We start from the raw sequence: 19,319 nt of genomic DNA on the forward strand, positions 1-19,319 counted from the left end.
TAATCGGTGCTCCCCCGCGCAATCGGGGTGTGGTTTCTCTGGAGCAAGCCCGATGTCGATCGTCATCCGCGATGTGCGCGAGCACGAGCTGGATTCCGTCCTGGCCCTGAACAACAACGCGGGCTTGGCGATCCTGCCGCTGGACAGCGCGCGCGTGCACGACTTCTATGAACGTGCCGAATACTTCCGCGTCGCCGAGCGCGACGGCAACCTGGCCGGCTTCCTGGTCGGTTTTGGCTCCGGCGTGGGCCACGACAGCAGCAATTACGCCTGGTTCCAGGAGCGCCATCCCGAATTTTTCTACATCGACCGCATCGTGGTCGCCAGTCGGCGTCGCGGTGGCGGTGTCGGCCGCGCCTTCTATGCCGACGTGCAGAGCTATGCCGAGCTGCGCTACCCGCAGCTGGCCTGCGAGGTGTTCCTGGACCATGGCGCGGACCCGGCGCTGCTGTTCCACGGCAGCTTCGGCTTCCGCGAGATCGGCCAGCACGTGATGCCCGGGGTCAAGGTGCGCGCCAGCATGTTGATGAAGGAGCTATGCAGCTACCCCTGGGTCCTGGAGACCTACGCCGGCAAGCTGCCCGAGGTGCCGTGGACCCAGGCACGCCGCTACACCGCGGCCGGCGCCCAGAGGCCGACCGGAACATGAGCGCCCCCTCCCCTGTCACCGGCTACGAGCAGGCCGGCGAACTGAAGATCGGCCAGGTCGGCGTCGCCAACCTGCGCGTGCGCACCCTGGATGTCGAAGCGCTGGTGCGCGAGATGCGCGAACGCGTGCAGCGCGCGCCCAAGCTGTTCGGGCGCGCCGCGGTCATCATCGATTTCGGCGGCCTGATGCGCACCCCCGACGTGGACACCGCGCGCGCCCTGCTCGAGGGCTTGCGTGCGGCCGGTGTCCTGCCGATCGCCCTGGCGTACGGCACCTCGGAGATCGAGGCCCTGTCCGAGCAGCTCGGCCTGCCCCTGCTGGCCAAGTTCCGCACCCAGTACGAACGCAGCGAACCGGCGCCCGCCCCGGCCCCGCCTCCGGTCGCGCCCGCCCCTGAGCCGGCCCCGCCGCCGCCCAAGAGCCCGGCCCAGCCGGGCCTGGTGCAGAAGACCGCCGTGCGCTCGGGCCAGCAACTCTATGCCGAGCAGCGCGACCTGACCGTCCTGACCACGGTCGGCGCCGGGGCCGAAGTCATCGCCGACGGCTCGATCCATATCTACGGTCCCCTGCGCGGCCGCGCCCTGGCCGGCGCCCAGGGCAACCAGGAGGCGCGTATCTTCTGCAGCGCCTTCCATGCCGAACTGGTCGCCATCGCGGGGCACTACAAGGTCCTGGACGACGTCCCCCGTGCCCTGCACGGCAAGGCCGTGCAGGTCTGGCTGGAAGACGGACAACTGAACATCGCCGCGCAGGATTGACCCGCGCGGCGCCGGCGCCGGTCCCCCGGCCGGTGCCACCTGCAACATGCATCCATCGCACCCCCTTTTTTCGGAGAACACCATTGGCTGAGATCATCGTCGTCACGTCCGGCAAGGGCGGCGTAGGCAAGACCACCACCAGCGCCAGCATCGCGTGCGGCCTGGCCCGTCGCGGCAAGAAGGTCGCGGTCATCGACTTCGATGTCGGCCTGCGCAACCTGGACCTGATCATGGGCTGCGAGCGCCGGGTGGTGTACGACTTCATCAACGTCACCCAGGGCGAGGCCACCCTCAAGCAGGCCCTGATCAAGGACAAGCGCTTCGATACGCTGTTCGTGCTGGCCGCCTCGCAGACCCGCGACAAGGACGCACTGACGTCCGAGGGCGTGGAGAAGGTGCTCAACGACCTCGATGCCGACGGCTTCGACTTCGTGGTGTGCGATTCGCCGGCGGGCATCGAGAAGGGCGCCTTCCTGGCGATGTACTTCGCCCACAAGGCGATCGTGGTGGTCAATCCGGAAGTGTCCTCGGTGCGCGACTCCGACCGCATCCTGGGCCTGCTGGATTCCAAGACCCGCCGCGCCGAGGAGGGCAAGACCATCAGCCCGCAGCTGCTGCTGACCCGCTACAACCCGGCCCGCGTGGAGACCGGCGAGATGCTGTCCATCAAGGACGTGGAGGAAGTGCTGGGCCTGAAGACCATTGGCGTGATCCCCGAGTCCGGCGACGTGCTCAACGCCTCCAACAAGGGCGAACCGGTGATCCTGGATCTGGAATCGCCCGCCGGCCAGGCCTATGACGACGCCGTGGCCCGCCTGCTGGGTGAAGACCGTCCGATGCGCTTCACTACATTCGAGAAGAAGGGCTTCTTCAGCAAGCTGTTCGGAGGTTGAGCATGGGTATGTTCGATTTCCTCAAAGCCAAGAAGAACACCGCCGAGACGGCCAAGAATCGTCTGCAGATCATCATTGCCCAGGAGCGCAACCAGCGTGGCGGACCTGATTATCTGCCGCTGCTGCAGCGCGAGCTGCTGGAAGTGATCAAGAAGTACGTCAACATCGACGCCGACGCGGTCAAGGTCGACCTGCTCAAGGACGGTGACCACGACGTGCTGGACATCTCGGTGGCCCTGCCCGAAGGCAAGGCCTGATCCATCCCGGTGCGGGCCCCGCGGCCCGTGCCTCTTCTCGCACACGCACGACGCCATGACAGCGCAAAACGCCCTTGCCTTTTCCGACCCCATGCCGGAGCCGGGCAGCGATGCAGCCATGGCCACCGTGTTGCGCGTGGGACAGATGGCGTTCGACACGCTGGCCGCGCTGCTGGCGCGGTTCGACCTGGTCCTGCACAAGGTGCCGGACGGGGTCCCGATCCCCGGCAGCTTCTGGGGCGATCCGGAAGCCGGCGTGATCGCGCACAACGTCTACGTGCGCGGCGACACGCCGGTGCACTCGATGCTGCACGAGGCCTGCCACCTGATCGTGCTCACGCCCGAGGCCCGCGCCCTGGTCCATACCGACGCGACCGACTCGGACATCGAGGAGGACGCCACCTGCTACCTGCAGGTCGTGCTGGCCGACCAACTGCCCGGCGTGGGGCGTGCGCGGCTGATGGCCGACATGGACGCGTGGGGCTATTCGTTCCGGCTCGGCTCGACCGCGGCGTGGATCGAACATGACGCCGAGGATGCCCGGCGCTGGCTGGCCGAACGCGGCCTGCCCACCTGAGTCACGACCAGAATCCGGACAGCGCGCGTTTCAGGGGACGCAAGATGAGTACCGAAACCGGTCCAAGGCCCGGTGATGCCTGGAACCACATGACCGTGATCGGTCGCAGCGCCGATCGGGTCTGCGTGATCGACCGGCGCGACACGCGGCATTGCCTCAAATTCATGCTCCCGCCCGGTCAGCGTGCCCGCGCCGGGCTGCGCCGCCGCATGCAGCGTTGGCGCGCCGGCCGGGCGCCGCAACGCGACGAGAACCACGCCGAGTTGCGCGCCTGGCTGCAGCTCTCGGCACGGCTGTCGCCGCAGGACCTGCAGCCTCATCTTGCGACCGTGCTGGGCATGTACCGCACCGCCTACGGCCAGGCCCTGTGCTGCGAGCGTGTCACCCTGCCCGACGGCGCACCCGCGCCCAGCCTGTCCACGCTACTGCTCGGGGCATCGGACTATCCGGCCGCGTCGTTGTGCGCGGCCGTGGATCAGTTCGAGCAATGGCTGCTCAGGCATCGCATCCCGCTGTTCGATGTCCACGCCGGCAACCTGCTGGTGGTCGGCGACGAACCGGGCCCGCGGTTGGTCTGTGTCGATGTCAGGCCCCTGGCGCGCGTGGGCCGGATCGCCCGCATGCCAGGTTGGTTCGGTGCCACCGCACGGCGGCGCATCCGTCGCTGGGCACAGCGACTGCGCCAACAGATTCGCGCCGCCCTGCCCGCATGAGCCCGGGCGCCATCGTGCTTGCGGGACGCGCAGCCCTTCACTAGCCTGCGGGCTGCACTGCGCCCAGGGAAGAGTCACGTGAAGCCACGCCACCTCGTGTTTGCCGTCGCCGCCAGCCTGTCGCTGGCCCTGTTGTCCGGCTGCGGCCGCGACGAGGAACCGGCAACGCCCGGGGTGGCCAAGGCACCCGAAGGTGAGACCGCCGATGCCTTCGTCGAACGCGTCAACGCGCAGTTGCGCCTCCAGTCGCCGGCAATCAACTCGGCCCAGTGGCTGTCGTCCACCTACATCAACGACGACAGCCAGCGCGTGGCCGCCAAGGCCAACGAAGACGCCCTGACCCAGCTCAATGCCTGGATCGCCCAGTCGCGGCGCTTCGAAGGGCAGAAGATGGCGCCGCAGACCGCGCGCGCCATCCACCAGCTCAAGCTGATGACCGCCATGCCGGCCCCGCGCGATCCGCAGAAGCTCGCCGAGCTGACCCGCATCGCCACGCGCATGGAAGGCATGTACGGCGCCGGCCGCTATTGCACCGGCGAGGGCGATGCACAGCAATGCCGGCAGCTGGGCCAGTTGGAGGACGTGCTGGCGCATAGCCGCGACTACGACGCCCAGCTCGATGCCTGGCAGGGCTGGCATGCGATTGGCGCGCCGATGCGCGGCGACTACACGCGTTTCGTGGAACTGGTCAACGAAGGCGCGCGTGACATGGGCTTCGCCGATGCCGGGGAGCTGTGGCGCAGCGGCTACGACATGGCGCCCGGTGGGATCGCCGCCGACACCGACCGGCTATGGGGCCAGGTCAAACCGCTCTACGAACAGCTGCAGTGCTACACCCGCAGCAAGCTGGAAGCCCGCTACGGCGCCCGCGGTCAGGCCGACGGCGGCCTGCTGCCGGCCCAGCTGATGGGCAACATGTGGGCCCAGGACTGGAGCAACCTATGGGACCTGCTGCAGCCCTACCCGGACGCCGGTGGCCTGGACATCACCGCCGCACTGCAGGCCGGCGACGACAAGCGCTACGAGCGGACGCTGAAGGACGCCGGCCTGGACACCGAGGATCCCTTCGAGGATGCCCGTGATGCGGACTACGCCAGCCAGCTCAAGGCGCTGGGGCATGCCCCGGACGATGCCACTCGCGAGCGCATGAACCGCCGCGCCTACGACCGCGCGATCGCCCGCGTCGCCGACCTGCGCCACGCCGCGGACCTGGCCAGCGCCAAGGCCATGGCCGCCCGGGCGCAGGATTTCTACACCTCGCTGGGCATGCCGCCCCTGCCCGACAGCTACTGGGACAAGTCGCAGTTCATCAAGCCGCGCGACCGTGACGTGGTCTGCCATGCCAGCGCCTGGGACCTGGACATGGCCGGCGACGTGCGCACCAAGATGTGCATCAAACCGGACGAGGACAGCTTCACCACGATCTACCACGAGCTGGGCCACCTGTATTACGACCTGGCCTACAACGCGCAGCCGCCGCTGTTCCAGTCCGGTGCCAACGATGGCTTCCACGAGGCGATCGGCGACACCATCGTGCTGGCGATGACACCCGATTACCTGGCCTCGATCGGCCTGGTCCCCGAACAGGCGCAGAGCGAACAGGCGCTGGTCAACGCGCAGATGCGCATGGCGCTCAACAAGGTGGCCTTCCTGCCATTTGGACTGCTGATCGACCGCTGGCGCTGGGGCGTGTTCGATGGCTCGATCAAGCCGGACCAGTACAACGCGGCCTGGTGGCGGCTCAAGGCGCAGTACCAGGGTGTCGCGCCCCCCTCGCCGCGCGGCGAGGACCAGTTCGATCCGGGCGCCAAGTACCACGTACCGGCCAACACGCCGTATACGCGTTACTTCATGGCCGCCATCCTGCAGTTCCAGTTCTACAAGGCACTGTGCGATGCCTCCGGTTACACCGGACCCCTCAACCAGTGCAGCTTCTACGACAACAAGGTGGCCGGGCAGAAATTCTGGGCCATGCTCGGCCAGGGCAGCAGCCAGCCCTGGCAGCAGACGCTCAAGACCCTGACCGGCAGCGAGAAGATGGACGCCGGCCCGATGCTGGAGTACTTCCAGCCGCTTCAGGCCTGGCTGAAGGAGCAGAACGCAGGCCGCAACTGCGGGTGGCAGGTACCGGCCGCACCTGCGGCGGACGCGAAACGCTGAGCCGCTAGAAGCCGGCCTCATCGGCCAGCAGCGCCCATCGCTCGTGGTCCTGCCAGACCCCGTCGATACGCAGGTAGCGCGGGGAGAAGCCCTCCAGGCGAAAGCCAGCCCCGCGGGCCAGGGCGATCGAGGCGGCGTTGCCGGGCTGGATATTGGCCTCAATGCGATGCAACCCGATTTCGCCAAACAGGTAGGCGATCACCTGCGGCAGCGCTTCGCGCATCAATCCACGCCCGGCGTACGGGACGCAGGCGTAATAGCCCATATAGGCGCTGAGGAAGTTGCCTCGGCTGATCTGGCTGGCATTGAACACGCCGACGACGGCGCCACTGCCGCGTTCAAGCGCGATCAGGCTCACATAGTCGTCGGCAAGGGTCCGGGCGAACCAGGCCTCGAACCCGGCGTGGTCCAGGCACGGGGTCACCCAGGAACGATGCAGGGCCACGCTGGCGCGGTGCGCGGCGATCAGCGCGGCGGCATCGGTGCGCAACAGGCGCCGTAAGCTCACGCGCGATGCGGGCACGGCCATGCGGGTTTAGTGGGTTTCCTGCTCGCCCTGCAGGCCGGCCACCAGCTGCTGACGGAACTGATCGAAGCTCAGGCCCTGGCCGGCCGCCTCGGCGTGGGCGGCTTGCTTGAGCGTCTCCGAATACTCCAGACGCACGTTGGTGCCAGCACGGTCATGCAGTTCGGCCGCCCGCAGGATCAGCGCCAGCACGTGCGCGGCGCTGTCCGATTCCCCAGCGATGCGCCCGTCCATGCCCAGCACCCACTGCCCGTCGCGGCGCACGATGCCGGCCAGCAGTTGCTGGTCGGCGTCACGCAGCTCGGCGTGCGGCTCGATCGGGGAAGGCGCTGCGGCGCTGGCGACGTCCTGGTTGCGGGCGCGCTGCTCACGGCGCTTGCGCGCATCACGGCGCTGCTTGGAGGTGATCGACATGGGAAACGAAAGACAGACTGCGTGAGGCACTAGGGTAACCCCTCGCGCCCCGCTCGGCCCGGGCACGCCGTTCAGGCGGCCTGGGCCGGCGCCATCGCCTCGGCGGCGATCCGGTAGGAATTCACCCGCGCGGCGTGGTCGTAGATATTGGCCACGATCATGATCTCGTCCGGGCGGTGGCGGTCGATGAAGGCCGCCAGCCCCTCGCGCACGGTCTGCGGCGAGCCGACCACACTGCAGGCCAGCGCGCGCTCGACGCCGGCTTTTTCGTGGGGCTGCCAGTAGGCCTCGATATCGTCGATCGGGGCGGGAATCTTGCCGGGCGCGCCACGGCGCAGGTTCACGAAGGCCTGCTGCGCGGTGGTGAACAGGCGCTTGGCCTGCGCATCGGTCTCCGCGGCAATCACATTCAGGCCGAGGATTGCGTAGGGCTGCTGCAGATGGCGCGAGGGCCGGAAATCGCGGTGGTACACCGCCAGCGCCTGATCCATCGCGTCGGGGGCGAAGTGCGAGGCAAAGGCAAACGGCAGCCCCAGCTGCGCGGCCAGGGTAGCGCTGAACAGGCTGGACCCCAGCAGCCACACCGGCACCTCGATGCCGGCGCCAGGCACTGCCTGCACCAGTTGCCCGGGCTGGGCCGGAGCGAAATAGCGCAGCAGTTCGGTCACATCGGCCGGGAACTGGTCGGCACTGTCGAAGTAGCGACGCAGCGCCCGGGCGGTGGGCTGGTCGGTCCCCGGCGCCCGCCCCAGCCCCAGGTCGATGCGCCCCGGATACAGCGAGGCCAGCGTGCCGAACTGCTCGGCCACCTGCAGCGGCGCGTGGTTGGGCAGCATCACGCCGCCCGACCCGACCCGGATGGTCGAGGTGCCACCGGCCACGTGACCGATCAGCACGGCGGTGGCCGCGCTGGCGATGCCGGGCATGTTGTGGTGTTCGGCCAGCCAGTAACGGGTGTAGCCCAGCGCCTCGGCATTGCGGGCCAGGTCCAGGGAATTGGCGAAGGCCTGGGCCGGCGTGCTGCCTTCACAGACCGGGGCCAGGTCCAGCACGGAATAGGGAATCGAGGGGATGGACGTCGTCATGCGATCAACATGAGGCCGCAGGCCGCCTGCTTCCACCCCCGCAGATGCGACGCTGTATTCAGCTCAGCAGGTCGTAGGGACCGCCCTGGGCCAGCGCACGCTGATAGGCCGGGCGCGCATGGATGCGCTCGATGAATCGGGCCAGCAGCGGGTAGTCCTCGAAGCCGTACCGCGCCTGCGCCGCCTCCAGCGGGAAGCTTAGGGCGATGTCGGCCGCCGAGAAATCCTCGCCGACGAACCACGGCCGCTGCCGCAACTCGGCTTCCAGGTAATCCAGGTGCAGCCGCACCTGCGGCCGCGCGAAGCCGGCCAGCCCCTTGTCGGCGATGGCCCGGGCAATGGGCTTGACGAAGAACGGCATCGGCGCGCTGCGGATGCGGTTGAACACCAGGGTCACCAGCAACGGCGGCATCAGCGAGCCCTCCGCATAGTGCAGCCAGTAGCGATAGCGCAGGTGTTCATCGGTCCCCGGCGAGGGCGCGAGCGCACGCTGCGCGTCGTAGGTGTCGACCAGGTATTCGATGATGGCGCCGGACTCGGCCAGCAGCCGGGCGTCGTCCTGCACGACCGGGGCCTTGCCCAGCGGATGGATCTGCTTGAGCTCCGGCGGCGCCAGCATGGTGCGCGGATCGCGCTGGTAACGGACCACCGTGTAGTCCAGTCCAAGCTCCTCGAGCAGCCACAGCACGCGCTGGGAGCGCGAGTTGTTGAGATGGTGAACGGTGATCATGTCGCGGCCTTGGCAGTGCACGTCGCCGGGATCATAGCGGCCGCAGGCATTCGCCCGGTGAGCGGGATTTTTGGCTATTGTCGACAGGTTGGAACAGGGGCAGCGCGAGATGGGGTGGTTGAACGGCCGGCTGGACGAGCTGGCGTGGGAAGAGCGCGAGGCGCTGATCGCGCAGCAGCGCGAGCAGTCGCGTCACTATGTCGTGGTCCTGTTCCTGTTCGCCCCGCTGCTGTTCCTGATCGCCGGCGTGCGCGAGATCCTGCTGGACAATCCGACCGCCTGGCGCCAGATGCCCGTGCGGCTGGCATTGTCGCTGGTGATCGCCGCGCTGGGTCAGTCCATCCGCCGCCACTGGGTGAGCCCGGGCGGGAGCGCGTGGATGGCCATCGCCGGCGTGGCGCTGATCAACATGGCCTTGGCCTTGAGCGTGCAGACCGAGCCGGCGCGCCTGAGCCTGGTGCACGTCGTGGCGATGCTCGTCGCCATGCAGAGCCTGCCGCTGACCATCCGCCTGCGCGATACGCTGGGTATGTCGCTGGGCCTGGTCCTGCCCATGGTGGCGCTATTGGCCTGGCGCCAGGCCGCGCTGGCCGAGTGGTGGACGACGCTGGCCGTGATCGCGCTCGGCATCATGGCGGGGTTGTACATGCGCCATGCCCGGCTGCAGATCGCCGTGGACCTGCACGAACTGCGCAGGGCGCTGGAACTGCGGGTGGAGCGCGATGTCCTGACCGGGCTGTACAACCGCGAGGGCTGGTTCATGCATGCCGGCACGGTGTTCCAGGCGACACGCAATGCGCGCCGTCCGATGTCGCTGGCCTATCTGGACCTGGACCACTTCAAGCGGGTCAACGACGAACATGGACACGCCGCCGGCGATGCGGCCCTACGCGCCGTGGCCGGGGTGATGCAGCGTCACGCGCGCCGCCAGGACGTGATCGCCCGGCTCGGAGGCGAGGAATTCGTCCTGCTCATGCCCGGCGCGCCCGAAGCCGCGGCGCTGGAGATGGTGAAGGCCCTGTGCGAGGCCGTGCGCGCCATGCCGGGCGCTAGCCCGCTGACCGTCAGCGCCGGGCTGTGCCAGGTGCGCACCATCGAGTCATTGGAGGATGCGATGCGCCGGGCCGACCACGCCCTGCTGCGGGCCAAGCGCGAAGGCCGCGACCGCGTCCTGCGGTCTCCCTGATCCTCAGTCCTGCGCCGACGCGGCGATCGGCGACAGGTCCGGTCGCAGTGCCACCCGGTCATCGAACACGAAGCACGCGCCGTCGTAGTGGCGGCCACCGACGTGTTCGAAATAGCCCAGGATCCCGCCTTCGAGCTGCAGCACGTTGTCCATGCCGGTGTCATGCATCCACAGCGCAGCCTTCTCGCAGCGCACCCCGCCGGTACAGAAGCTCACCACCGTCGCATCGGCCAGGACCGGCCGGTGTGGCGCCAGGGCATCGGGCAGCTGGGTGAAGTCGGTGATCGGCAAGGTCAATGCACCGGCGAAACTGCCGTGGCCGACTTCCTCTTCGTTGCGGGTATCCAGCAAGACCACCGGCCGGCCGGCATCGTCATGCCCCTGGTCCAGCCAGCGCGCCAGATCGCGCGGAGCCACGGCGGGGGCGCGGGGCCGGTCCAGCGGCGCGGCGCCTGCGTGGCGGAAGGTGATGATCTCCGCCTTGACCTTGGCCTTGAGACGGCCGAACGGCACCGCTTGGCTGCGGCTTTCCTTGACCTGCAGCCCGGCAAAGCGCGCGTCTTCGCGCAGCGCGTCCAGAAAGCCGACAAGCGCGTCCGGCGCCCCTGCCAGGAACAGGTTCAAACCTTCAGGTGCGACCAGGATCGTGCCGCGCAGGCCGGCGGCATCGGCGCGCGCATAGAGCGCGTCGGCCAGAGCGCGCGGCGCATCGATGCGGACGAAGTGGTAAGCGGCGATATTGAGGATCATGCCGCCATTTTAGCCGGCGCCGCTGGGGCTGGATGCTGGACAATGGGGTGCTCAACCTTCACCGCCGCTCCCGTGATCGACCGCGCGTCCCCCGCCCCGACTCAGGCCATCCAGCTCCAGCAGCGCTATGCGGTCGCCTGCGAGCGCCTGTACGACGCCTGGCTGACGCCCCGCACGCTCGGCATGTGGATGTTCGACCCGGCCACGGTGGGCGGTGAGCTGCTCGGCCTGGACATCGATCCTCGCGTGGGCGGCGCGATGGTGCTGCGAATCCGGCGCGGCGAGCGGCCCCATGCACACCAGGCGGTGTTCGACAGGCTCGAGCGTCCGCACCGGATCGTGATGCGCTGGAGCGAGGACGCCCCTCCCCAGGCAAGCAGCGCGCAGGTCGTGCTGGCGTTCATGGCGCAGGCACCGCAGGTCTGCACGCTCACCGTGACTCAGACCGTGGCCCCGCCATCGGATGATCGACAGGCGCGTGTGCGCGTCGGATGGCAGGGTTACCTGGACGGATTGCTGGCGCTGTTCGCCGCGCCGCGCGAGGCTGGCTGAGCCGCCGGACGGGCCCTAGCCCAGCAGCCACCAAGGCAAGGCCAGGGTGACGCCTAGGATCACCACGATGGCCAGCAGCAGCCCCAGCACGTACAGCGGCCGGTGGCGCAGCAGCCCGGCGAAGGTCTCCGCGCGCCCTTCGCGCCGGGCCTGCTCGGCGTCGGCGCGGGCCCGCGCGCCGCGCGCATGCTGGTAGTCGGCCATCAACGCCTTGGCCTGCGGCAGGTCATCGTCCTGTTCCAGCCAGATCCCCCCGTGGCTGACGCCCCAGGGACTGGGCTTGGTCTCGTAGAAGGCGATGCGCGCCTGCTTCAGCCAGGCACGGACTTCGTCGGCTTCGTCGTCGGGGACATTGCGCAGGTTGAGCAGCAGCTTGGCCATCGCGACAGGATAGCCGCTGCGCGTCTGCCGGCTGCGCCGGGGGCGCGATGAGCCGCCGCGAAACTTGGTCGCTCTCGCGTCATGACATCCGCGCCAGGACCGGGCGCGGGCGCCGCGGCCCTGCTAACGTGTCGCGCCGTCATTCCAGACAAAGGAGCGCGCGATGCGCCTGTGGACTCCCTTCGTGCTGGCGCTTGCGCTGGCTGCCTGCGCCCCGCCCCGCCAGCCTGTCGAGCTGCATGGGGGCGTGACCGATCTGCAGATGACCGACGTGACCGCTGGCCAGGGCGCGACGGCGAAAGCCGGCGATCAGGTCAGCGTGCATTACACCGGGTGGATCTACGACGACACCAAGCCGGACAAGCACGGCCCGAAGTTCGACAGTTCGGTTGATCGCGGCGCGCCCTTTACCTTTCAGCTCGGCGGCGGCACGGTCATCAAGGGCTGGGACCAGGGCGTGGTCGGGATGAAGGTCGGCGGCCGCCGCACGCTGATGATTCCACCGGACCTGGCCTACGGTGACGAAGGCGCCGGCGGGGTGATCCCGCCCGGCGCCTCGCTGGTGTTCGATATCGACCTGCTGCAGGTCAAGCCCCAGTAAGCGCGGCGCGCCGTCCCGCACCGGCGGCGCACGTTTCCTGCGAGGCGACGCCATCCCGCGTGTCCGCGAGCGACGGCACCTGGCTCAGTCCTGTTTCACCGGCTTGAGCACCAGATCCTGGAAGTCGAAGCTGAAGTCGGTCAGCGGCGAGATCGGCTTGATCCCGGCATCGACGATGTGGCCGTCGGCATCCAGGTTGAAGGTCAGGAAGGCATCGGCGTTGAGCCAGCGCTCGCGCCAGCGGACCACGAAGGTGTCGTGCTGCCACGGGGTCAGGTCACCGACCAGCTGCGGGGTCTTGGAGAAGCGGATCACCAGCTTGCCGTGTTCCTGGCTCACCACGATGTCGCCATACCAGGCGTCGCGATAGGTCTGGGCGTAGTCGGACAGCGGCAACGCGGGCTTGGCACTCGCATCGCGCTCAGCCACATGCTTCTTCCAGCTGGCATCGGCGTCGCCCTGGGACTTGGCCACGGCCTTGGCGTAGGCGGCGACCCAGTCGGTCTCGGGCGCGCCCAGGTAGGCATCCAGCGCGCGCATGGTCACCGCGTTGAACGCCGCGCCGACCTCCTGGTTGGTCAGCACGATGATGCCCAGCTTCTCCTCCGGCACCAGGGTGATGCGCGAAACCATCCCCGGCCAGCCGCCGGTGTGCCAGACCAGCTTGTGGCCGCGGTAGTCCGACAGCATCCAGCCTTCGCCGTAACCGAAGTAATTGGGCTTGACCTCCGCCAGTTCAGGCACCGACGGATCGGACACCGGAATCGGCGTGAGCATGGTCCACATGTCGGCTTGGCGCTTGGCGCTGAACAAGCGCTTGGCGTCCTTGCCCTCGCCCGAGATCACTCCGCCATTGAGCTGGGCCGTGACCCACTTGGACAGGTCGTGCACGCTGGAATAGATGCCGCCCGCACCGCCGACATTCGACCAGGTCATGCGCGGGGCCGGCTGCAGGTCCTTGAAGTCGGCCTTGGAGTGGCCGGTGGCCACGTCCTCGCCGTCTTTCAGGTCATCGCTGTTGTAGACCGTGTCGTCCATGCCCAGCGGGGTGAAGAAGTTCTGCTGGAGGAACTGCTTGTATGGCATGCCCGACGCCTGTTCGATCACCAGCTGGGCCACGCCGAACAGGATGTTGTCGTAGGCGTACTGGTAGCGGAACCCGCCCTTGATCGGCACGTTGGCCAGGCGCTCGGCCACTTCCTTGTTGGTGTAGGTGGTGGTCGGCCAGTACAGCAGGTCGCCAGCACCCAACGACAGACCGCTGCGATGGGCCAGCAGGTCGCGGATGCGCATCTCGTGGGTGATGTACGGATCGGACATGCGGAACCACGGCAGGTGGTCGATCACCCGGTCATCCAGGCTCAGCTTGCCCTCGTCGGCCAGCATGGCGATCGAGGCCGAGGTGAAAGCCTTGGTATTGGAGGCAATGGCGAACAGCGTGCGCGCATCGACCTTCTCCGGCTTGCCCAGCTCGCGCAGGCCGTAGCCGCGCTCCAGCACGACCTGGCCGTCCTTGACGATGGCCACCGCGATGCCGGGCACATCGAACTGGCTGCGCGTGCGGTCCACGTAGGCATCGAAGTCCTGTAGTTGTGGCGGCAGCACCGCCGGTTGCTGGGCATGGGCCACGGGCGCAAGCAGGCAGGCCGACAGCATCGCCCCGGCCAGAGACGGCATCACACGCATCGAAGATTCCCCGTTCGCCATGGAAGACAGCCCTGCACCATACCCGCGCGCGGGCCGCTGCCGGCCCTGCCATCGGTCATGCGCGCGCGCCGCATAATGGCGCGATGTGTGCAGCCCCTGTTCCCACTCCACGCGTGACCATCGTCGGCGGCGGCCCGGCCGGCCTAATGGCCGCCGAGACCGCCCGCGCCGCCGGCCTTGAGGTCGATCTCTACGAAGCCAAGGGTTCGGTCGGTCGCAAGTTCCTGATCGCCGGCAAGGGCGGGATGAACCTGACCCACTCCGAGCCGCGGCCTGGCTTCGACGCCCGCTACCGCGAGCGCGCCGCACGGGTGGGCGACTGGCTGGACGACTTTGATGCCGACGCGCTGCGGGACTGGGCACGCGGGCTGGGCGTGGAGACCTTCGTCGGCAGCTCCGGACGCGTGTTCCCCACCGACCTGAAGGCCGCCCCGCTGCTGCGTGGCTGGGTGCGCCGGCTCAAGGAACAAGGCGTGCGCTTCCACGTGCACCACCGCTGGACCGGTTGGGACGCCGACGGGGCGCTGGGTTTCGACACGCCCGATGGGCACCAGCGCGTCCGGCCCGAGGCCACCGTCCTGGCACTGGGCGGCGCCAGCTGGCCGCAGCTGGGCTCGGACGGCGCCTGGCAGCCGTGGCTGACCGCGCGCGGGGTGGCGGTGAGCCCGTTGAAGCCAGCCAACTGCGGTTTCGACATCGCCTTCAGCCCGCACATGGCCCGGCACGCCGGCGCCCCGCTCAAGGCCGTGGTCGCGCATTGGCATGACGCCGAAGGCAATGCCCACGCGCTGCAGGGTGAGTGCGTCCTGACACAGACCGGCATCGAGGGCAGCCTGATCTACGCCATCGCCCCGGACCTGCGCGAGGCCATCGCCCGCGACGGCCAGGCCACGGTGCATCTGGACCTGGCCCCCGGTCGCGAACTGGCGCGCCTGCGGGCCGACCTGGCGCGACCGCGCAAGGGCCGCTCCGTCGGCGAACACCTGCGACGGGCCGCCGGCATCGACGGCGCCAAGGCGGCACTGGTATTCGAGACCGTCAGCGGTGCGGCGCGCAACGACGAGGATGCCCTCGCTCAGGCCATTCATCGCCTGCCGCTGACCCTACAGCGTCCACGCCCCGTGGCCGAGGCGATCAGCAGCGCCGGTGGTGTGTGCCTGGAGGGCATCGATGCGCAGGGCATGCTCAACACTGTGCCGGGCGTGTTCTGCGCGGGCGAGATGCTGGACTGGGAGGCGCCGACCGGAGGCTATCTGCTGACGGCGTGTTTCGCATCGGGCCGCCGCGCCGCGAAGGGCGCGACGGCCTGGCTGCTAGGCGCCTGAAATAGACGAATCAAGCGCCGGATTGGTCGTCCACACGGGCCAGTCGGGAGAATGGCTCCAGACCCGGCGGGAGTGGACGTGCGCGCATCATGCGCAGCCTTTCGTTCAAGCCCGGTGACGCAGGCGCTGCATGCCGATGACACCGTTCAGAAAATCCAGGGCAGGCCCAGCAACGCCGAAGCGAACCAGTAGAGGCCGACGATCACCAGCACCCAGAACAGCCCCTTGAGCAGGACGGCGGCGACCTTGAAGGCCAGGTAGCCGAAGACCAGCACCATCACCAACCCGAGCCAGCTCATGCGGGCCTGTCCTTCAGTCTGGTCTGGCGTGCGATCGCCAACCTGTCGGCCAGCTGGGAAGCATGGTGGCCGACAACTCCGGCCCGATTGCGCACCGGGACCTTGTGCGCGGTGCCAAGCCGGACGCGCAGCCTTGCCATGCCCGGGGCGGCTTGGCGCCAAGGCGGCTGCTGAGTCGGACTGACCATGGCTGATCTCCTGCAGCACTGTGATGGCCGATGCTCGCGTGGCGTCGGTCAATACCGTGCGAAACGCAAGCAAGACCGCCGGTCACGATGGAGCGGGACATCCAGCGGCAGCCCCGCCCCTCCGGAAAGGGTCAGCCCCGATGCCGCACTTGCTGACGTTTCACGCGCTCGCCGTCGGCGCGCGCACCGAGGCCCTGGCTCAGCAGGAGGATCCGTCGGCACCAATGTGGCCCGATGTGCCGCCGCATCCGCGCCGTCACGTCAGCCGGAATGGACGTCCGCTACAGCCCGGCCGCGCGCCGCCACAGCAGGTCCGTCAGCGGCGGCATCCGGCCGGCCAGACCAAGCAGTGGGCCTCGGGCCAGGGTGGTGTGCAGTTCGTCGTTGGAGAACAGTCGGTTGATGCCATCGAAGGTGTAGGCGGCGACGGTGTTCTCGCTGCGCCGGGTCCGCGCCCAGCGCGCCAGCCGGTGCGGTGTGTCCCACGGCGCCCGGCGCGCGCGCGCCGAGGCGACCAGCTCCATCAGGCCGGCCACGTCGCGCAGGCCCAGGTTCACGCCCTGCCCGGCCAGGGGATGCACGGCATGCGCGGCATCGCCAACCACCAGCACGCGGCCTTCCACGTACTGCCGGGCCAGTTGCAGGCGCAGCGGGAAAGCCGCCCGTGGCGAATCGATGGTCAATTCCCCCAGCCGGCCGCCGAACGCGCGGGTCAGCTCGCGTGAGAACGTCGCGTCGTCCAGCGCCTGCATGCGGGCCGCCTCGGCCTGCGGCAGGGTCCAGACAATGGAGCTGCGTCCGTCCGTGAACGGCAGCACCGCCAGCGGCCCGGTCGGCAGAAAGCGCTGCCAGGCGGTGGCCTCGTGTGGACGCTCCGAGCGCAGGTAGCCGACCACGCCGCGCTGGCGATAGTCGTGCCCCTGCGTGGGCAGCCCGGCCAGCGCGCGCAGGGTCGAGGCGGCGCCGTCGGCGGCGACCGCCAGGCGTGCTTCCAGCCGCATGCCATCGTCCAGGCGCAGGCGCACGCTGTCGGCATCCTGGTCCATCGCCTCGACCCGCGCCGGACAGCGCACCTGCACCCCGGCGGCCGGCAGCGCGGCCCACAGCTGATCGGCCAGCAGGGCATGTTCGACCAGCCAGCCCAGCTGGCGCCGGCCCAGGCGGTCGGCGTCGAAGGTCAGCTCGCCACCGCCGGCGGCATCCCACACCCGCATGCGCCGGTAAGGCTGCGCCCGGGTGTCGCGGACCTGGGCCCAGACGCCGAGCCGCTCCAGCAGCGCGGCGTTGTCCGGTGCGAAGGCGTAGACGCGCAGGTCGGGCACGGCGGCCGACCACGGCGTCGGCACCTGGCCTTCCACCAGCGTCACGTCCAGATCCTGCGCGGCAAGCGCCAGCGCGCAGGCCGCGCCGACCACCCCACCACCGACCACCACCACGTCACTGCGCCCGCACCGGCTCATGCGGCGTCCTCGCGGCACAGCGCCGGGACGTCACCGGCAAAGCCCATCGCCCCGCCCACCAGCATCGACTGCACGGCGGCCAGATTCCCCGCCGCCAGCAGGCCGGCGCTGCGCAGTGGGCGCAGCAGCGGCGCGTCGTTGCTGGTCAGCCGCGCCAGGCCATCGGAGAAACGCAGCGTGCGCTCGCGGTCGGGCTGGCGGCGGCGCGCATAGTGGTCCAGCAGCGTGTCAGTGCCGGGATCTTCAGCCGCTTCCACCAGTTCAGCCAGGGTCAGCGCGTCGCGCAGGCCCAGGTTGAAGCCCTGCGCGCCCAGCGGATGGATTGACTGGGCGGCATTGCCCAGCAGCACGGCGCGTGGCGCGGTGATGCGCTGGGCCAGCACCTTGACGATGGGATAGGCGCTGCGCGGTCCGCTGGCGACGAAACGCCCGGCCCGCCAGCCGAAGGCCGCCTGCGCACGCGCCAGCCAGCCGGCCTCTTCAAGCGCGGCCACCGCGTCGGCCTGGTCTTCCGGCACACCATGGATGAAGCCGTGATGGCGATCACCACGCGGCAGCAGCGCGGTGGGCCCGTCATTGCCGAACCGCTCCCAGGCCGTGCCGTCCGGCGCGCGCGTGGTGCGCACCCGGGCCACGAACAGGCGCTGCCGGTAGTCGTGCACGTCGGCCTGGATTCCCAGCGCCCCACGCACGCTGCTGTGGCTGCCATCGGCGCCGACCAGCAGCGGGGTTTCCAGCTCGATCTCGCCCGCATCGGTGGCCACGTGCAGGCGGCGTACGCCATTGAGCGCGCTAGCCAGGCCCAGGAATCGCGCCGGCCGGTAGCGTGTGAGATGCCGGCAGTCGCCCAGGGCCGACTCCAGCGCGGTGCCGAAATCGCGCGCCACCACGACCTGGCCGAAGACCTCGCGCCCGTAGTCGGCCGCGTCCAGCACCACCCGGCCGAAATCCCCGGCGCGGCTGACATGGATCCGGCGGATCGGCCCCGGCGGGGTCTGCAGCCGTTGCATCACGCCCAGGGCGCTCAGCGCGTTGACGGTGGCCGCAGCGAAGCTCAGGTTGCGCTCGTCGAACACCGCCGGCATCTCGCCGGCCGGTGTCGCCTCGACCAGGGCCACCTCGCGCCCCAGGCGGTCCAAGGCGATGGCCAGACTCGCCCCGACCAGGCCACCGCCGATGATCACCACATCATGTCGTGCACTCATGGACGACATGATACGGCGCCGACTCACCGGCGCTGCGCGCGCCTGGCCGTGGTCGGCAGCCCTTCTGCTGCCGGCGTGCTGGTTCACGGCCGCCTGGACCTTTGGATCATCACGCCACCCGGATCGACCTGCCGGCCCCGCTCGCTGGCGCAGCGCACCGCATGACGTGGTCCACCGGGTGGCTGGATACCGGCGATGAACGGCCTGCGCGCCCATCGGCCTGCCCGCAAGTTAGAATCGTCGCTGAATTCCGCAGAGCGCTTTCGCCCCCATGACCCGCCACGTTCCCGCCCATGCCGGCCCGCGCGCCGCGATCCTGATCCTGTTGGCCGCCCTGATGGTCGCCACCCGCTCGCACCTGCCGGCACTGCTGACCCACCTCGGGCCCATCCCGGATGCCTCCTGGGCGGTGTTCTTCATGGGTGGCTTCTACCTGCGCAGTTGGTCGCGCTGGGCCTTCCCGCTGTTCATGGCCCTGGCCGTGGGCGTGGACTATGCGGTGATCACCGGGCAGGGAATGGACTTCTGGGCGCACTACTGCGTCTCGGCCGCCTACTGGTGCCTGGTGCCGGCCTATCTGGCCCTGTGGCTGGGCGGCGGACTGACCGCGCGACTGTCGCTGACCCAGTCCGACAACCGCACCCTGGCGACCGCCTGCGTGAGCCTGTTCGTCTCGGTGGCCGTATGCCACCTGATCAGCCAGGGCAGCTTCTACTGGATCAGCGACAGCGTCGTGCAGCCAACGGTCGCGGGCTGGTGGAAGAACTACAGCGACTGGTTCCTGCCGTTCCTGCGCAGCACTGCGATCTACGTGGGCCTGGGCGTGATCGTGCACGTCGGTGTGCAGCAGGTCGTGCGTCTGGCCACGCCGCGCAGCCGCAACGCCGGCTGAGGCCGGCCCGA

At 69.3% G+C, this 19,319-nt stretch carries 22 protein-coding genes; 12 read left to right on the forward strand and 10 right to left on the reverse strand.

The window, feature by feature from the left end:
• Window positions 1-52 precede the first annotated feature (52 nt).
• From ACORQU_RS01770 to ACORQU_RS01800, 7 genes are all read left to right on the forward strand, one after another.
• Window positions 53-649 (forward strand): GNAT family N-acetyltransferase, encoded by a 597-nt coding sequence (locus tag ACORQU_RS01770; RefSeq protein WP_491643002.1) that lies wholly within the window; start codon window positions 53-55, stop codon window positions 647-649.
• On the forward strand, window positions 646-1,407 hold the full coding sequence (gene minC, locus ACORQU_RS01775) for a septum site-determining protein MinC (RefSeq protein ID WP_491643004.1): 762 nt from the start codon (window positions 646-648) through the stop codon (window positions 1,405-1,407). Before ACORQU_RS01770 ends, minC begins: the two co-directional genes overlap by 4 nt.
• 83 nt (window positions 1,408-1,490) lie before the next feature.
• Window positions 1,491-2,300, forward strand: coding sequence for a septum site-determining protein MinD (minD, locus tag ACORQU_RS01780; RefSeq protein ID WP_491643005.1), 810 nt, complete (start codon window positions 1,491-1,493; stop codon window positions 2,298-2,300).
• A 2-nt stretch (window positions 2,301-2,302) separates the two neighbouring features.
• Entirely contained in the window at window positions 2,303-2,557 is a 255-nt protein-coding gene (minE, locus tag ACORQU_RS01785; RefSeq protein ID WP_271645081.1) for a cell division topological specificity factor MinE, read from the forward strand.
• A gap of 91 nt (window positions 2,558-2,648) precedes the next feature.
• Window positions 2,649-3,134, forward strand: a complete 486-nt coding sequence (locus tag ACORQU_RS01790; protein WP_491644913.1) for a hypothetical protein — start codon at window positions 2,649-2,651, stop codon at window positions 3,132-3,134.
• 44 nt (window positions 3,135-3,178) lie between these two features.
• Entirely contained in the window at window positions 3,179-3,847 is a 669-nt protein-coding gene (locus tag ACORQU_RS01795; protein WP_491643007.1) for a YrbL family protein, read from the forward strand.
• A 129-nt stretch (window positions 3,848-3,976) separates the two neighbouring features.
• The gene (locus ACORQU_RS01800) at window positions 3,977-6,007 is read left to right on the forward strand and encodes a M2 family metallopeptidase (RefSeq protein WP_491644915.1); all 2,031 of its coding nucleotides are present in this window, start codon (window positions 3,977-3,979) and stop codon (window positions 6,005-6,007) included.
• Window positions 6,008-6,011: 4 nt separating this feature from the next.
• Here ACORQU_RS01800 and ACORQU_RS01805 read toward each other — a convergent pair whose 3' ends face one another.
• The 4 genes from ACORQU_RS01805 to ACORQU_RS01820 form a co-directional block, all read right to left on the reverse strand.
• A complete protein-coding gene (locus ACORQU_RS01805) occupies window positions 6,012-6,515 on the reverse strand; it encodes a GNAT family N-acetyltransferase (RefSeq protein WP_491643009.1) in 504 nt (167 codons plus the stop codon).
• A 27-nt stretch (window positions 6,516-6,542) separates the two neighbouring features.
• Window positions 6,543-6,947, reverse strand: coding sequence for a hypothetical protein (locus ACORQU_RS01810; protein WP_491643011.1), 405 nt, complete (start codon window positions 6,945-6,947; stop codon window positions 6,543-6,545).
• A 71-nt stretch (window positions 6,948-7,018) separates the two neighbouring features.
• Window positions 7,019-8,032, reverse strand: coding sequence for an LLM class flavin-dependent oxidoreductase (locus tag ACORQU_RS01815; protein ID WP_491643013.1), 1,014 nt, complete (start codon window positions 8,030-8,032; stop codon window positions 7,019-7,021).
• A 58-nt stretch (window positions 8,033-8,090) separates the two neighbouring features.
• Entirely contained in the window at window positions 8,091-8,762 is a 672-nt protein-coding gene (locus tag ACORQU_RS01820; RefSeq protein WP_491643015.1) for a glutathione S-transferase family protein, read from the reverse strand.
• A 109-nt stretch (window positions 8,763-8,871) separates the two neighbouring features.
• Here ACORQU_RS01820 and ACORQU_RS01825 point away from each other — a divergent pair, with 109 nt between their 5' ends.
• Entirely contained in the window at window positions 8,872-9,948 is a 1,077-nt protein-coding gene (locus tag ACORQU_RS01825) for a GGDEF domain-containing protein (RefSeq protein ID WP_491643017.1), read from the forward strand.
• 3 nt (window positions 9,949-9,951) lie between these two features.
• Here the strand turns inward: ACORQU_RS01825 and ACORQU_RS01830 are convergent, their stop codons facing one another.
• Complete coding sequence (locus ACORQU_RS01830) at window positions 9,952-10,698, reverse strand: sulfurtransferase (RefSeq protein WP_491643019.1); 747 nt, start codon at window positions 10,696-10,698, stop codon at window positions 9,952-9,954.
• 42 nt (window positions 10,699-10,740) lie between these two features.
• On the opposite strand from ACORQU_RS01830, the gene ACORQU_RS01835 reads away from it, so the two are divergent.
• Entirely contained in the window at window positions 10,741-11,250 is a 510-nt protein-coding gene (locus tag ACORQU_RS01835; protein ID WP_491643021.1) for an SRPBCC family protein, read from the forward strand.
• Between the two features lie 15 nt (window positions 11,251-11,265).
• Here the strand turns inward: ACORQU_RS01835 and ACORQU_RS01840 are convergent, their stop codons facing one another.
• Window positions 11,266-11,631 carry a DUF6164 family protein gene (locus ACORQU_RS01840; RefSeq protein ID WP_491643022.1) on the reverse strand — a complete coding sequence of 122 codons (366 nt, stop codon included), beginning with the start codon at window positions 11,629-11,631 and terminating at the stop codon, window positions 11,266-11,268.
• 163 nt (window positions 11,632-11,794) lie between these two features.
• Between ACORQU_RS01840 and ACORQU_RS01845 the strand changes: the two genes are divergently transcribed.
• Window positions 11,795-12,232, forward strand: coding sequence for an FKBP-type peptidyl-prolyl cis-trans isomerase (locus ACORQU_RS01845; RefSeq protein WP_491643023.1), 438 nt, complete (start codon window positions 11,795-11,797; stop codon window positions 12,230-12,232).
• A gap of 84 nt (window positions 12,233-12,316) precedes the next feature.
• On the opposite strand, the gene ACORQU_RS01850 is transcribed toward ACORQU_RS01845, so the two are convergent.
• Window positions 12,317-13,909, reverse strand: coding sequence for a serine hydrolase (locus tag ACORQU_RS01850; RefSeq protein WP_491643024.1), 1,593 nt, complete (start codon window positions 13,907-13,909; stop codon window positions 12,317-12,319).
• A 113-nt stretch (window positions 13,910-14,022) separates the two neighbouring features.
• Between ACORQU_RS01850 and ACORQU_RS01855 the strand changes: the two genes are divergently transcribed.
• Window positions 14,023-15,264 carry a TIGR03862 family flavoprotein gene (locus ACORQU_RS01855; protein ID WP_491643025.1) on the forward strand — a complete coding sequence of 414 codons (1,242 nt, stop codon included), beginning with the start codon at window positions 14,023-14,025 and terminating at the stop codon, window positions 15,262-15,264.
• Window positions 15,265-15,410: 146 nt separating this feature from the next.
• Here the strand turns inward: ACORQU_RS01855 and ACORQU_RS01860 are convergent, their stop codons facing one another.
• The 3 genes from ACORQU_RS01860 to ubiH all read right to left on the reverse strand — a co-directional run bounded on the left by ACORQU_RS01860 (window position 15,411) and on the right by ubiH (window position 18,416).
• Window positions 15,411-15,563: a hypothetical protein gene (locus ACORQU_RS01860; RefSeq protein ID WP_271645069.1), complete on the reverse strand. Its 153-nt coding sequence runs from the start codon at window positions 15,561-15,563 to the stop codon at window positions 15,411-15,413.
• Window positions 15,564-16,032: 469 nt separating this feature from the next.
• Window positions 16,033-17,211 (reverse strand): UbiH/UbiF family hydroxylase, encoded by a 1,179-nt coding sequence (locus ACORQU_RS01865; protein WP_491643027.1) that lies wholly within the window; start codon window positions 17,209-17,211, stop codon window positions 16,033-16,035.
• Complete coding sequence (ubiH, locus tag ACORQU_RS01870) at window positions 17,208-18,416, reverse strand: 2-octaprenyl-6-methoxyphenyl hydroxylase (protein ID WP_491643028.1); 1,209 nt, start codon at window positions 18,414-18,416, stop codon at window positions 17,208-17,210. The genes ACORQU_RS01865 and ubiH overlap by 4 nt, the downstream gene beginning before the upstream one ends.
• Window positions 18,417-18,687: 271 nt before the next feature.
• Between ubiH and ACORQU_RS01875 the strand changes: the two genes are divergently transcribed.
• The gene (locus ACORQU_RS01875; protein ID WP_491643030.1) at window positions 18,688-19,308 is read left to right on the forward strand and encodes a hypothetical protein; all 621 of its coding nucleotides are present in this window, start codon (window positions 18,688-18,690) and stop codon (window positions 19,306-19,308) included.
• Window positions 19,309-19,319 lie beyond the last annotated feature (11 nt).

This window comes from Pseudoxanthomonas sp. JC1303 (assembly GCF_058448525.1).